The organism is Microbacterium ureisolvens (assembly GCF_019511645.1).
Lineage (GTDB): Bacteria > Actinomycetota > Actinomycetes > Actinomycetales > Microbacteriaceae > Microbacterium > Microbacterium ureisolvens_A.
Genome location: NZ_JAEUAX010000002.1, coordinates 39378 through 53496, shown reverse-complemented (window position 1 = coordinate 53496; position 14119 = coordinate 39378). Strand labels below are relative to the sequence as shown.

The following is a 14119-nucleotide window of genomic DNA, read 5'->3' as shown; positions in this document are numbered from 1 at the left end:
CCGGCCGAGCCGAGGCATCCGTGTCTAGACGAAGCCGAAGACCGGCGGAAAGACGACCACGACGATCGCCGCCCACGCGAGGTAGACGGGCACGAAGCCGGTCTGCCAGCGCTCGAGGCGTTCGTACGGAGCGCGATGCATCGCGAAGCGCAGCTGCAGCCAGGCGGCGCCCGCGAGGTTCGCGAGCAGGATCACGTTCAGACCGAGCGAAGCCAGCTTGTTGGGGCTCGCGCCCCACTCGGCTATGCGTCCGATCATCGCGACGAGCACCATGACGTCGACCACGAGGGCGGCGGCCACCATGACCAGCTGCATCCGGTCGAACCAGGAGGGCGGCGCGAGCGGATCGCGCGCCGAGAGGGCGTAGAGCAGCAGTCCGACCACCACGACGAGCACGATGTCGAAGAGGATGAGCAGGTCGCGCTGACCGAACACCTCCGTCGTGCTGTCGTCGATCAGGTTCCCCTGGATGAGGCCCGCGACGATGAAGGCGAGCAGCAGCAGGGTGAACAGCGGCGTGAACAGCTTCGTGAGCACGGGGGCGATGTTCTCGATGACGCTCTGCTTCGCCTCTACCAGCCATGCCGCGATGATGATGGCGCCGGCGAGGCCGCACGGGACCATGATCTCCTCGACGAACCACGTGGCGTCGAGGTCGATCGCGGCGAAGACGCCCATCGTCAGAGCGATGAGCACGCCGCCGCCCAGGGCGATGAGCGCCAGGTAGACGACCCACTCCCCGGTGAAGCGGATGAAGTCCATGCGGGCGCGGCTCGACCTCACCCGCCCGTCGACATAGGCGATGCCGGTGACCAGCCACAGAACCACGACGAGGTGGGTCGCCGCCAGCATCAGTGTCGCGCCGCCCGGGGCGAAGGGGTAGACCGCCATCACGACGGCCGCCGCCACGAACGGCACCGCCACCACGGCGATCGTCGACAGGGTCGCCTTGCGCCGCGTCAAGAGGTACGCCGCGAGGAAGGGCAGCACGAGCAGCGCGTACCAGCGACCGTAGAAGTCGCCGTTCTCGGCGAACGCGATCCCGAACAGTGCGGGGATCTTCACCGCCAGGGCCGCGCCCACCGCGAGGCCGATCGCCGGCAGCAGCCCGCCGCCCGAACGCTGTGCGCGCGGCTCGTCCTGGAACATCAGCTGCTTCCAGAGCCGCTCGGAATGCTCCCGCGCGAACTCGCGTGAGAGGTCGTCGAGGCCCCCGAGCCGCTTGACCGCGACGAGGAATGCCTCGTCGCCGTCGAGCCCGGATGCCTCGAGCCGGTCGATCTGGCCGCGCAGGTGGTCTTCGAGCTCGTCGACGTCGCGACCGTCGATCGCCTCGGGGCGCGAGACGTACGCTCGCCACGTCGAGATCTGGTCTTCGATGCGGGGGTCGAGGTCTTCGGCCATGTCAGACCCCTCCGAACGCCGGGAGTCCGGCGAAGTCGGTGCCGCCGTCGCGATCCGACCACACGCGTTGGAGGGCGCGGCTCACCACGGCCCACTGCTGCCGCTGCTCGGCGAACGCCGCGCGACCGGCGGCGCTCAGCCGGTAGTGCTTGCGCGGTCGGCCGCTCGGTGACGCACCCCACGAGGACTCCACGTGCCCGAGTCGCTCGAGCCGGTGCAGCAGCGGGTACAGCATGCCGTCGCTCCACTCGAGCTCTCCACCCGACAGCTCGCCCACCCGCTGCAGGATCGCGTAGCCGTACGACTCGCCTTCCGCGAGGATGCCCAGCACCATCGGCGTCGCCGCAGCGGCGACCAGGTCTTTGCCGATCTTCACGTCGTCCTCCATGCCTAGAAGCTCTAGGTACATAGAAGTACAAGTTACCTGGAACTGCAAGGTACCTCCGATGTCCGCCCCGTGACATCGGCGTCGGCTCGCAAGCGGGGCGGGATATGAGCACAATGGGCACAGCCGGACGCATCCGGCGCCGCCCGACCCGAGGAGCCTCGCCATGGCCCGTTCCCTCTCCGAGATCCGCGAGCGCTCCCGCGCACGTGCGAAGGCCCGCGCCGAGGCGCGTGCCGAGCTGAAGAACACCGCGTACGAGATCTTCATCGGCGCGCTGTCGATCCTGTCGATCTTCAACCTCGTCCTCGTGTACGCGGTGCGCGGCGACAGCGCGCTCGAGCTCGTGCTGTCGGTCATGAACGCCCTGTTCAGCGCCATCTTCCTCGGCGACTTCATCTACCGGATCTCGACGGCCCCGAAGGCGTCGCGGTACTTCTTCCGCGGCTTCGGCTGGGCGGACCTGCTGGCCAGCCTGCCGTTCCCGCAGTTCAAGATCCTGCGACTGTTCCGCCTGCTGAGGGTGTTCCGCCTGCTGCGCGAGCTCGGCCCGCGGACCGTGTGGACCACCCTCGTCCACGACCGCGCGAACAGTGCCCTGATGACGCTGCTGCTGATGGGCATCCTCGTGCTGCAGTTCGGCAGCATCTCGATCCTCTACGTGGAGGAGAACGCCGACGGTGCCAACATCACAACCGCGTCGGACGCGCTCTGGTACACGCTCGTCACGATCTCGACCGTCGGTTACGGCGACCAGTACCCGGTGACCAACGTCGGCCGCATGATCGGCACGCTCATCATCATCGTGGGCGTCGGCATCTTCGGCACGTTCACCGGTTACCTCGCGAACCTGTTCCTCGGCCCTCGCAAGACTGCAGAGGACGCGGAGACGGATGCTGCCACCCCGCCCCCGGCCGACGACGCGGCCGCCGCACCCGCCGTCGAGGCCGAGCCGACCCTCGCCGATCACGCGGCGAAGGGCGTGGCCGCGGGGGCGGTCGCCGGTGCCGTCAAGGCAGGCGCCACCGCAGGCTCCGGGCCAGGGACGCCGGTCGCCGGCGCCCTGGAGTCACCCGGGCTCGAACCCGAAGCCCGGGAGGTCGAGCCCGAGGAGACGGTCGAGCGCCTGCGGGCGCTGCTCGCACAGTCCGAGTTGGCGTTGGCCGAGATGCGCCGACTTCTCGCCGATGCGACCAGGTAGGGCGCACCCGAGCGAGCAGGCCGGCCGAGGGGTCAATGGCGAGAGGCGAACGCGTTCCAGATGCCCGCGCCGAGCACGACGGACGCGGCGAGCAACGGGGCGATGAGGGCCATGCCGGCTCCGGCCGTGTCGGCCACGACTCCCGTGACGGCGGATGCTGCGGACTGGCCCACGACGACGGCCGAGCCGAGCATCGTCATGACGGTGGCGGAGCGGCCCCGCGGGCTGAACGCCGCCGCGAGGCTGTACTGCGTGACGAGGGTGGGGCCGATGCCGACGCCGATCACGAGCAGGCAGATGGCTATCGCGCCGACGCTGCCGACGAACGGGAGGGCGACCGTTCCCGCGACGAGCACGGAGGCGAACGTCAACCAGCGGGCGCGCAGCGTGAAGCGAGCCGGGAACAGCGCGACGCCGAGCGCCAGGGCCGCGGAGCCGATGCCCATCGCGCCGTAGACGAGCCCGGCCTGCTCCGGCACGCCGCGCTCAGCCATGAAGGCGGTGAGCGAGGTGAGCATCGCGCCGAAGAACAGGCCCATGCCGAGTGCGCCGGCCACCGGCGCGAGCACGCGTGGGCGGACCAGTTCCCGGGCGGGCGCCTGCTCCGGTCGCGCGGCGCCGGCGGGCGCCGTGACGGTCTGCGCGGTGGGGTGCAGGGCGAACGCGCTCACGAAGACCAGCCCGAGCGCGGCGGCTCCGATCACCGGGGCCGCAGGGCTGAGGGTCGTCGCGAGCAGGCCGACGATCACCGGGCCGAAGACGAACACGATCTCGTCCGCCGCGGATTCGTACGCCATCGCTGCGTTCACGACCGGCGTCCGGCGTTGTTTCGGGTATGCGCGGCCGATGATGCCGACGAGGCGGCTGCGCGAGAGCGGCGCGACCTGAGGCATGGTCGCGCCGATGACGAACGCGACGGCGAGGAGCGCAGCATCCGGAACCGGCGCGAAAGCCAGCCATGCCAGCGTCGCGAGCATTGCGCTGTTGGCCGTGCCGGTGATCAGCAGAACGCGGCGCTGACCGAAGCGGTCGGCCGCGGCGCCGAGGAGCGGACCGACCAGGGCCGTGCCGAGACCCGTCATGGCGCTGGTCGCGCCGCCCAGCGCGAGCGATCCGCGCGCCGAGACGACGAGGGTCAGGATGCCGACCACCATCATCGCGAACGGCAGGCGCGCGATGAGGGCGATGGGGAAGTACGAGTAGCCGGCCTCGCGGATGAGGCTCGGGCGCCGCACGTCGGCGCGCGCAGCGGTGTCGGTCTCGACGAGAGTCGTGTGCATCTTGCTCCTGGCCATGCGCCGAGGGTCGGCGGCTCCTGGTGCCGCCTTGTGCGCAGCCGGAAGCCGCAGACAGGTAGATGCACATCGAAATGGGCACGGCCAGTCTACCGGTGCTCACCTGGGCAGGACCTGTCCGGCTGATGTCCTGGCTCCTCCAGGTTCCGGGCCCGCCGCGTGCGTTCGGGGCGCGCCGCGTGCGTTCGGGGCGCACACCGTACGCCCCGAACGCGCGGGTCGCGCCCCAAACGGGGGGTGCCGGGTCAGAGGACGGCGCCGACCATCGCCTCGCCGAGAGGCGTGCGGCGGTGCAGCACGCGGGCGCCGTCGCGCGTGCTGGCGACCAGGCCTGCGTCGCGCAGCACGGTGAGGTGGTGCGACGCCGTCGAGAGCGCGAGGGCGGTGTCGACCGCGACCTGTGAAGTCGTGCGCGGCTCGTGGGCGTCGAGCAGGATGCGGGCACGCGCGGGGCCCAGCAGCGCGCCGAGTGCGGACATCACATCGGCGGGATCGCGTGCCCACGCCGCCGTCACACCCTGCGCCGGGTAGAAGAGCGTCGGCTGGGCGGGCGGTTCAGTGAGGACGAAGCATCCCGTCGCGCCCATCACCGATGGCACGAGCACGAGGCCGCTGCCTCGGCAGTCGACCACCTCGCTCCAGATGCGCATCGTGACGCGCACCGCGCCGTGCGACCACTCGACGCGGTCGTGCAGCGTCTGGATCATCGCGCCGATACCGCTCTCGGCGATGCGGCGCGAGCGCACCGCGATGTCGGCGCGCAGCAGCCGTTCGAGCTGCGTCCACACCGGGGCGACGCCGGCGTTCCACACCGACAGCCATGCCCCGGCGATCATCGCCCGGGCCCTGTCGGGGTGCTCGAGCATGCGCTGCACGGCGGCGCGGCGCGCGCCGTCGGTGCGTACGAGCACCTTGGTCATGTCGACCTCGAAGCGCGCGTCGTCGATATGCCGCAAGCGCTCGGCCTCGCCCTCGGGCGTGAGGTCCCACGTCGGGGTGGTGGTGAGGAAGTCGGGGAAGTAGCCCTCGTCGCGGATCAGCAGCGCGAGCACCTCGAAGTCGTCGCGCGGGATCGCACCGCGGGTCGCCCGCATCCATCCCCATTGCAGTGGGTATTCGTCGGGCCGGAGCATCGCGCGGACCGCGTGGCAGAGCTCGTGGCCGGGCGAGATCCCGAACCGGATCGCGGTGAGGTCGTCCGGTGCGAGCTGGAAGTCGACGAACTTTCGATCCACGTCGAAACTATAGGGTCCGCGTGCGCCGGGGACGAGGGTGGGAGCATCACAGACCGACAGGACGGAGCACCTCATGACCACCGCGATCCCGGACATCGTCCACGCCGACGACACCCGCGTCGGCACGGGCACCCTGCGCCGCTTCATCGGCGCCGAGCACGGCGCCGGCGTGTCGTACTTCTTCGTCGACAATGAGCCCGGGCAGGGCCCTGACATCCACCGCCACCCCTACCCCGAGACGTGGGTGCTCCTCGAGGGCGAGGCGCGCATCACGATCGACGGCGAGACGCTCCACGCAGTGGCGGGCGATACGGCGACCGCACCCGCTGGAGCGTGGCACGGCTTCAAGAACTGCGGCGCCGGACGCCTGCGGGTGCTCTGCATCCACGCCTCGGACCGCATCATCCAGGAGTGGCAGGATGCTCCTGGAGTGCTCGACATCCCGTCCACCGGGAACTGAGGAGAACCGCATGTCGTTCCAGGCATATCTCGACAACATCGAGACGAAGACCGGCCTCACGCCGCGTCAGCTCATCGAGAAGGCGCACGAGAAGGGCTTCGATGAGACCACCAAGGCGGCCCCGATCGTCGAGTGGCTCGCGGCCGACTACGGCCTCGGCCGCGGCCACGCGATGGCGATGGTGCACGTCATCACGAAGGGTCCTCAGATCAGCGACAAGCACGTCGGTAGCGATACGACCCACGCCGACCCGTCGAACACGCTGTGGCTCGACGGCAAGGCGACGAACCCGAACCCCTGACTCCGCCCACGCAGGGGTTTGGGGCGCGGGGCTCGCGTCCGGGGCGCGCGCAGCACGCCCCGAACGCACGCCGTGCGCCCCGAACCCGCAAGCGGCCTAGCGCGGACGCCGCCACCACGGGCGGGGCCTGGGGGCAGCATCCGTCTGCACCGGAGACGGAGACGCTGCGGTACGCGCGTCGCGCCGCTCGCGCCACGCGGCGAGCTCGGCCTCGATGTCACGGGTGGGCGTCACGACCGGGGGCCCGCCGAGCAGCTGCCGCCGGGCCTCGATCACGCGGCGGTTGAAATCCTCGAGGGCCTCCCGCACGTCGGCCTCGCGGGAGAGCTCGTCGAGCTTCGCGTCGAGCTCGACGTTCTCGACCCGCAGCATGAGCGCCGGCGGGCCGAGGCCGGTGAGCTGCTCCGTCTCGATCTTGCGGCGGATCCACCAGTCCGGGTCGTGGGTCTCGCCGAGTCCGGGGATGGGCTTGCCCGCGCCCGGCAGGTCGTCGAACTCGCCGCGACGGATCGCCTGCTGGATCGCCGTCTCGACGACCGCCGCGCGATCGGCCGCCGAATACGCCTGCGCGGCCCGCGAGCCCTCGGGCGCAGCATCCGTCTCGCCCTCGCCCTCGCCCTCGCCCTCGCCCTCGGCGTCGTCGCGGTGCGCCGCGCGGTAGCGGGCGGCGGCCAGGCGCGGATCCTCGGTCATGAGCCCGAGATGTGGTCCCGCCACGAATGCTGCGGGTCGTAGCCCAAGAGGCGGCGGGCCTTGTCGATCGAGAGGAGCGTGTCGTGCTCGCCGAACGCGCGGGTCTCGACGCCCGGGAAGACCTCGGCGACGAGCTCCGCGTTCGGGCGCGACATCACGGTGTCAGCGGCGGCGATGATGTAGGTCTCGAAGCCGGGCGGCGCGACCTCGAGCGCGCGCTGCACCGCCTGCGCGCCGTCGCGCGCGTCGATGTAGCCCCAGAGGTTCCACTTGCGCTGCAGCGCGTCGGCGTCGTAGGAGGGGAAGGCCTCGTAGTCCTCGGGAACCATCACGTTCGAGAACCGCAGGCCCGTGATCGAGAGGTCGGGGTGCCAGCGCACGAGCTCGACGGCCATGCGCTCCTCGAGCGTCTTGACCAGCGAGTACACCGACTCGGGACGCGGGGGGTACTCCTCGTCGACCGGGATGTACGGCGGCGGCGCGTCGAAGGGCAGTCCCAGCACCGTCTCGCTGGACGCGTAGACGATGCGACGGATGCCGAGCCCCACCGCCGCCCAGAACACATTGAACGTCGCGTTCATGTTGTTGTGGAAGGTGGCGACGTCGGAACGGATGCCGGGGGCCGGGATCGCGCCGAGATGGACGACCGCGTCGAACCCGTCGTGGCGGTCGTTCACCGCCGTGAGGGCGTCGACGACCTGGCCGTAATCGGTGAGGTCGACCTGCACGAAGTCGGGCCCACGCGTGCCGACGACGTCGATGCCGATGACGTCGTAGCCGGCTGCGCGCAGTTCGCGGGCGACGACGGTGCCGAGCTTTCCGGAGGAGCCGGTGAGGGCGATGCGCATGACTCCAGCCTGCCACTGCGCCGGACTCCGCCGGGCCGGCCGGGCCGGATCGGCATGCCGGCCGGGGATCACATCCGCGGCGCGCTCGTGGACTCGCGGACGATCAGGTGCGTCGGCAGCGGCGTGTCCTCGGTGACGCTGTCGGGTTCCTCGACCGAGATCAGCACCTTCTGCATGATGAGCTCGCCCAGGGTGCCGAAGTCCTGACGCACGGTGGTGAGCGGCGGGTAGAGGAATCCTGCTTCGGGCACGTCGTCGAAGCCCACGACACTGACGTCCTCCGGAACCCGCAGACCCCGCTCGCGCAGCGCGGACAGCAGGCCGATCGACATGTGGTCGTTCCCGGCGAACACGGCGCTGCCGGGCTCGATGTCGAGCTCGAGTCCCACCTGGTGACCGCTCGCCGCCGACCAGTCGCCATGATGGGGTTCCAGGATCTCGAGCCGGCGCTCGGCGAGCTCGTCCCGCCACCCCCGGATGCGCTCGACCGCATCGGGCGCGCGCGTCGGCCCGGCGAGGTGGAGGATGCGCGTGTGGCCGAGCTCGGCCAGATGGCGCACCGCCGACCGGGCACCGCGGTACTGGTCGATCGACACGATGTGCGGGCCTCTCCGCGCCGCCGAGGTCGCGGCGACGAGCGGGACGCTGAGATCCAGCCCGCGCACCACCTCCAGCACGCCGATGTCGACGACGATGAGGACGACGGCATCCACCCGCTGGCGCAGCAGCCCCTCGACCACGCCCTTGATCGCGGCAGGATCCGGGTCGACGGCGCTGACCGTGTCCACGCTGTAGCGTGCGGCGCGCGCCGCGATGTTGAAGTGCGTGGCGATCGACGTCGGGCCGTAGTCGGGCACGCCCGGTGTGACCAGGCCGATGGTGCGCGTGCGCCGGGTGACCAGCGCCCGGGCCGCGGGGGAGGGGCTGTACCGCAGCTGCGCGATCGCCTGCTCGACGCGGGCGCGGGTTGCGGGGCGCACGTTCGGCAGATCGTTGATGACGCGCGAGACCGTCTGGTGCGACACCCCTGCGAGACGGGCGACGTCGAAGATGTTCGCGGCCCGCGTCGATCCGTCGTCGGCCGTCACACGCGAGTCACTCATCGAGCTCTTCCGGTCGGGCGACGAGGGCCAGCAGCGAGTCCACGGTCAGCGACTCCGAGGGGAGCGTGTCGACGATCCGTCCGTCCCGCAGAATCGCCACGCGATGCCCCACACGGAGCACCTCTTCCAGTTCTGCCGAGATGAACATCACCGAGAGGCCGTTCGCGGCCATCTCGCCCACCAGGTTCTGGATCTCGACCTTCGCGCCGACGTCGATTCCACGCGTCGGCTCGTCGAGGACGAGCACGCGTGGCGACAGGGCGAGCAGCCGCGCGAGCAGCACCTTCTGCTGGTTGCCGCCGGAGAGTGTGCCTGCGGGGCGATCGAGGTCGGGAGGACGGATGTCGAGTGCCTCCACCCAGCTCGCCGCGAGCTCGCGCTGTCGAGCGGGCGGGATGCGCCGCAGCATGCCCCTGTCGGCCTGGAGCGCGAGAGTGATGTTCTCGAGCACGCTGAGCTCGCTGATGATCCCCTCGGTGCGGCGGTTCTCGGAGGAGTACACGACGCCCAGGGAGATCGCCGAGCGAGGACCGGAGGGTGTCGTACCGGTCCCCTCGATGCGGATCACGCCGCTGTCGACCCGATCGATGCCGGCGAGCGCGCGGGCGAGCTCGGTGCGGCCCGAGCCGAGGAGCCCGGCGACACCGAGCACCTCGCCCTCGTTGAGATCGAGATCCGCGTCACGGATGCCGGGGCTCGCGGTGACGCCTCGCGCGGTGAGCGCCGGACGGGGCGTCTCGGAGGGGTCATCCGCCCGCGCCGTCGTGGCGAGGGCGGTCGCCGTGCGACCGAGCATGGCCTGCACGAGGTCGATGCGCAGCAGCTCGCGGGTGAGGTATTCACCGATGAACCTGCCGTCGCGCAGCACCGTCACGCGGTCGCAGATCTCGTAGACCTGGTCGAGGAAATGCGAGACGAAGAGGATCGCGACGCCGCGCTGCTTCAGATCGCGGATGACGCGGAAGAGCTCGGCGACCTCGTCCAGGTCGAGACTCGACGTCGGCTCGTCGAGCACGAGGACGCGCACGTCGGTCGAGATCGCGCGGGCGATCGCCACCAGCTGCTGGACCGCGAGCGAATGGGTGCCCAGTCGCGACCCGGGGTCGATGTCGAGCCCGAGGTCGCTGAGCACCTCGTGGGCCTCGCGCCGCATCCGGCGCCAGTCGATCATGCCGGCCACTCGCGGCTCCCGGCCCAGCGCGATGTTTTCGGCGACGGAGACGTTCGGAAGGAGGTCGATCTCCTGGTACACCGTGCTGATCCCGGCCGCCTGGGCATCGTGCGGCGAGGTGAAGCGGACCACCTCACCCGCGAGCGTGAGGACCCCTGCGTCCAAGGGGAGCGCCCCCGTGATCGCCTTGATGAGCGTGGACTTGCCCGCTCCGTTCTCGCCCATGAGCGAGTGCACCTCGCCGGGGAACAGCCGGAAGTCCACGCCGTCGATGGCGGCATCGACCCCGAAGCGCACCGTCGCCCCGGAGAGCTGCAGCAGCGGCCGCGCCTCGTCCATCAGGCCATTATCCCGGCGGAATGAGGTGCGGCCGCTGCGCGCAGACGTGGTGTCGCCGTCCTATCTGCGACGCTGCGACCGTGCGACGATGACCCGCTGGACGACGATGAAGACGAGCAGCAGCGCTCCGATGATGATCTGGGTCCACGACTGTTCGGCGCCCATGAACGAGATCAGCTTCTTGATGGTGCCGTAGACCAGGACGCCGATGAGCGAGCCCAGCACGTACCCGGTGCCGCCCGTGAGCAGCGTGCCGCCGATGACCACCGCCGCGATCGCATCGAGTTCCGTGCCGATCCCGTTGCGAGGATAGCCGGCGCCCGAGTACGCGGTGAGCAGCAGCCCGGCCAGCCCGCCGCACAGTCCGCTGATCACGTACACCGCGATCTTGGTGCGCGCGACGCTGAGTCCCATCAGCCGGGCGGACTGCTCGTTGCCGCCGATGGCGTACACCGTGCGGCCGAACCGCGACCACACGAGCACGACGAACGCGATCGCCACGACCAGCAGGGCGATGATCCCCGTCGGCGTGATGTACCAGCCGCCGGCGCCCCAGCGCGTCCGCTGCAGCCACAGCACCACCGGGTCCTCGACCCTGATCGACGACAGGCTCACCACGAACGCCAGGCCCCGCGCGAGGAAGAGCCCCGCGAGAGAGGCGATGAAGGGCTGGACGTCGAAATACTGGACGAGGATGCCGACCAGCAGGCCGATCGCGGCTCCGGCGACCAGCATCACGGGGATGGCCACGGCCGCCGGTACGCCCTGCGAGAGCAGGCTCGCCCCCAGGATGCCGGTGAACGCCATGACCGATCCGACCGACAGGTCGATGCCTCCGGTGAGGATGACGAACGTCAGCCCCACCGCGAGCACGACGAGGTAGGCGTTGTCCAGGAGCAGCGCGGAGAGGTTCCCCGGGCTCAGGAACCGGGGGAATCGCGCCTGAGCGCCGATCAGGAGCACGATCAGGATCGCGACCGCGGCGAACGTCGGCATCAGCGACGCGTGCCTGCTCATGAATGTCGCGTAGCGCGAGGAGGGTGCGGTGCGAAGGCTCGTCGCTTCCATGCTCTTGGTCACGATGCCACCCCCGTCCGGGTGTCGACGTCGGACCGGCTTCGCGCTCGCGCCGCGCCGACGGCACTCCGGGCCCAGCGGTGCAGCCGAGGCGACTGGACGAGCACCACGACGACGACGACGATCGCGAAGAACACGGGACTCTGCGCTGAAGGCACGCCGAGGAACAGGATGGTCGCCTCCAGGGTCTGGATCGTGAGCACGCCGATGACCGTGCCGGCGATGGTGAACTTCCCTCCCATGAGGGAGGTGCCGCCCAGGACGACGGCGAGGATCGCGTAGAGCTCGATGAACAGGCCGGCGGCGTTCGCGTCGGCGGCGCGGATGTTGGAGCTGTAGATGATGCCCGCTATCCCGGCGAGCAGTCCGCTCGCGGCGTAGGCCCCGAAGACGATGCCTCGGGCCCGCACCCCGGCGAGGCGGCTGGCCTCCGGGTTGATGCCGACGGCCTCGGTGAGCATTCCCAGCGCCGTGCGCCGTTCGAGCAGGGCGATCACGACGGCAGCGATCACCCAGATGAGCAGGGCGAAGGGCAGCGCGATCAGGTATCCCGTGGCGATGAATTCATACGGCTCGCTGTTGACCGTCGTGATGAAGCCCTCGGTGATCAGCAGGGCCACGCCGCGACCGGCGAGCATGAGCACGAGTGTCGCGATGATCGGCTGGATCCCCACCACGGCGACCAGGAAGCCGTTCCAGACGCCGAGCACGAGCGACACCGCGAGAGCCACCAGCAGAGCGACGCCGACCGTGCCGAGATTGCCGGGGTCGGGTGAGCCGTCGATGATGGTGAGCGCGACGGCACCCGAGACGGCCATGATCGCCCCGACCGAGAGGTCGATGCCGCGGGTGGCGATGACGATCGTCATGCCGAGGGCGACGAGCATGAGCGGGGCGCTGTTGCGGAGGATGTCGATGAGCGCCCCGTACAGCTCGCCGTTGCGCAGCGTCACGACGATGAACTGCGGACGGGCGATGGTGTTGATCGCGATCAGAGCGAGCAGGGCGACGACCGGCCAGAACAGCCGATGCCTCATGAGCGCTTTCATGCCGCACTCTCCTCGGGTTGGTTGGCGATGTAGTCGATGAGGCCGTCGAGATCGACGTCGCTCGAGTCCAGTTCACCGATCTTGCGGCGGTCGCGCATCACCACGATCCGCTGCGCGATCCGCAGCACCTCCTCCAGCTCGGATGAGATGAAGATGACGGAGAGGCCCTGGGCGCTCAGTTCGGCGACCTTTCGCTGGATGTCCGCCTTCGCGCCGACATCGATCCCGCGAGTCGGCTCGTCGAGCACGATCAGCTCGGGAGCGGTGGCGAGCCACCGGGCGAGCAGAACCTTCTGCTGGTTGCCGCCCGAGAGGTTCCCGGCGAGCATCGTCGGGTCGGCGGGGCGGACTCCGAGCGCCGCGATGTATTCGGCGACGAGGGCGTCCGCCTCGGCCTTGGCGATGCGGCGCATGGCGCCGCGGCGGGCCTGGATGCCGAGCACGATGTTCTCGGCGACGGTCAGGTCGGCGATGATGCCCTCGGCACGGCGGTTCTCGGACGAGAAGGCGATCCTGTTCTCGATCGCCCGCCGCGGGGAGGAGTGCCTGGCCGGCCGGCCGGACACCTCGATGTCGCCCGTCTCAGCGCGGTCGGCGCCGTACAGCAGGCGGACCAGCTCGGTGCGACCCGAGCCGAGCAGTCCGGCGACGCCGACGACTTCGCCGTCGTAGACCTCGAGATCGACCGGCTCGAGCATGCCGCGTCTGCCGACGCCGCTCGCGCGCAGCACCGGTACGCCGCTGCGATCGATGGATCGGTCGGCGACGGAGGCGAGGGCCGTGAGCTCATCCAGCTCGCGACCGATCATCTTCGTGACGAGCTCGCCGCGCGGAAGATCGCGCACCAGGTACTCGCCGACGAGCCGGCCGTTGCGCAGCACCGTGATGCGGTCGGATATCTCGTAGATCTGGTCGAGGAAGTGGCTCACGAAGAGGATGGCGACCCCCTTGTCGCGCAGGTCGCGCACGACGCCGAAGAGCTGCTCGACCTCGCCGCGATCGAGGCTCGACGTGGGCTCGTCGAGGATCAGCACCTTCGCGTCGAGGACCATGGCCCGCCCGATCGCGATGAGCTGCTGGATCGCGATCGAATGGCTCGAGAGCATGGACCGCGTGTCGATGGCGAGGCCGAGGCTCTGCAGGTGCGCGTCGGCCAGTCGGTGCGCTTCCTTCCAATCGATCCCCCTGGCGGTGCGGGGCTCGTGGCCGAGCATGACGTTCTCCCCGACCGAGAGGTTTCCGCAGAGGTTGACCTCCTGGTACACGGTCGAGATGCCGGCGGCCTGCGCGTCGGCCGTGCCGGCGAAGCGCCGCGCGCTCCCGCTCACGACGATCTGCCCGGCGTCGATCGGGTACACGCCGGTGAGCGCCTTGATGAGGGTGGACTTTCCGGCACCGTTCTCGCCCATGAGCGAGTGGACCTCGCCGGGGCGGAGGGTGAAATCGACGTGGTCGAGGGCGAGCACGCCGGGGAATCGGATGGTGATCCCGGTCATCTCGACGACCGGCGGGACTGCGGTGTCCGCGGACATGGTGACTCAGCTGCCTTTCCGGGCTT

At 70.2% G+C, this 14119-nt stretch carries 14 protein-coding genes; 3 read left to right on the top strand and 11 right to left on the bottom strand.

Features of this window, described 5'->3' with window-relative positions; genetic code table 11:
- Window positions 1–24: 24 nt before the first annotated feature.
- Both JNB61_RS04460 and JNB61_RS04455 read right to left on the bottom strand, forming a co-directional pair.
- Window positions 25–1404 (bottom strand): permease prefix domain 1-containing protein, encoded by a 1380-nt coding sequence (locus JNB61_RS04460; RefSeq protein WP_220288640.1) that lies wholly within the window; start codon window positions 1402–1404, stop codon window positions 25–27.
- A gap of 1 nt (window position 1405) precedes the next feature.
- Window positions 1406–1780: a PadR family transcriptional regulator gene (locus JNB61_RS04455; RefSeq protein ID WP_220288694.1), complete on the bottom strand. Its 375-nt coding sequence runs from the start codon at window positions 1778–1780 to the stop codon at window positions 1406–1408.
- 175 nt (window positions 1781–1955) lie between these two features.
- On the opposite strand from JNB61_RS04455, the gene JNB61_RS04450 reads away from it, so the two are divergent.
- Window positions 1956–2990, top strand: coding sequence for a potassium channel family protein (locus JNB61_RS04450; protein ID WP_220338857.1), 1035 nt, complete (start codon window positions 1956–1958; stop codon window positions 2988–2990).
- Between the two features lie 32 nt (window positions 2991–3022).
- Here the strand turns inward: JNB61_RS04450 and JNB61_RS04445 are convergent, their stop codons facing one another.
- Together JNB61_RS04445 and JNB61_RS04440 are read right to left on the bottom strand one after the other, a co-directional pair.
- Window positions 3023–4285 (bottom strand): MFS transporter, encoded by a 1263-nt coding sequence (locus JNB61_RS04445; RefSeq protein WP_374226617.1) that lies wholly within the window; start codon window positions 4283–4285, stop codon window positions 3023–3025.
- 245 nt (window positions 4286–4530) lie between these two features.
- Window positions 4531–5520 (bottom strand): ArsR/SmtB family transcription factor, encoded by a 990-nt coding sequence (locus JNB61_RS04440; protein WP_308291203.1) that lies wholly within the window; start codon window positions 5518–5520, stop codon window positions 4531–4533.
- A gap of 73 nt (window positions 5521–5593) precedes the next feature.
- Here JNB61_RS04440 and JNB61_RS04435 point away from each other — a divergent pair, with 73 nt between their 5' ends.
- A complete protein-coding gene (locus JNB61_RS04435; protein ID WP_159841951.1) occupies window positions 5594–5980 on the top strand; it encodes a cupin domain-containing protein in 387 nt (128 codons plus the stop codon).
- 10 nt (window positions 5981–5990) lie between these two features.
- Window positions 5991–6281 carry a DUF4287 domain-containing protein gene (locus tag JNB61_RS04430; protein ID WP_220338855.1) on the top strand — a complete coding sequence of 97 codons (291 nt, stop codon included), beginning with the start codon at window positions 5991–5993 and terminating at the stop codon, window positions 6279–6281.
- 96 nt (window positions 6282–6377) lie between these two features.
- Here the strand turns inward: JNB61_RS04430 and JNB61_RS04425 are convergent, their stop codons facing one another.
- From JNB61_RS04425 to JNB61_RS04395, 7 genes are all read right to left on the bottom strand, one after another.
- Window positions 6378–6974, bottom strand: coding sequence for a DnaJ family domain-containing protein (locus JNB61_RS04425; RefSeq protein WP_220338854.1), 597 nt, complete (start codon window positions 6972–6974; stop codon window positions 6378–6380).
- Complete coding sequence (locus JNB61_RS04420; protein ID WP_220338853.1) at window positions 6971–7822, bottom strand: NAD-dependent epimerase/dehydratase family protein; 852 nt, start codon at window positions 7820–7822, stop codon at window positions 6971–6973. The genes JNB61_RS04425 and JNB61_RS04420 overlap by 4 nt, the downstream gene beginning before the upstream one ends.
- 68 nt (window positions 7823–7890) lie before the next feature.
- Window positions 7891–8925: a LacI family DNA-binding transcriptional regulator gene (locus tag JNB61_RS04415; RefSeq protein ID WP_220288645.1), complete on the bottom strand. Its 1035-nt coding sequence runs from the start codon at window positions 8923–8925 to the stop codon at window positions 7891–7893.
- The gene (locus JNB61_RS04410) at window positions 8918–10435 is read right to left on the bottom strand and encodes a sugar ABC transporter ATP-binding protein (RefSeq protein WP_220338852.1); all 1518 of its coding nucleotides are present in this window, start codon (window positions 10433–10435) and stop codon (window positions 8918–8920) included. The genes JNB61_RS04415 and JNB61_RS04410 overlap by 8 nt, the downstream gene beginning before the upstream one ends.
- Before the next feature lie 60 nt (window positions 10436–10495).
- A complete protein-coding gene (locus JNB61_RS04405; RefSeq protein WP_223214629.1) occupies window positions 10496–11452 on the bottom strand; it encodes an ABC transporter permease subunit in 957 nt (318 codons plus the stop codon).
- Between the two features lie 59 nt (window positions 11453–11511).
- The gene (locus JNB61_RS04400) at window positions 11512–12561 is read right to left on the bottom strand and encodes an ABC transporter permease (RefSeq protein WP_220288647.1); all 1050 of its coding nucleotides are present in this window, start codon (window positions 12559–12561) and stop codon (window positions 11512–11514) included.
- The gene (locus JNB61_RS04395; RefSeq protein ID WP_220338851.1) at window positions 12558–14093 is read right to left on the bottom strand and encodes a sugar ABC transporter ATP-binding protein; all 1536 of its coding nucleotides are present in this window, start codon (window positions 14091–14093) and stop codon (window positions 12558–12560) included. The genes JNB61_RS04400 and JNB61_RS04395 overlap by 4 nt, the downstream gene beginning before the upstream one ends.
- Window positions 14094–14119 lie beyond the last annotated feature (26 nt).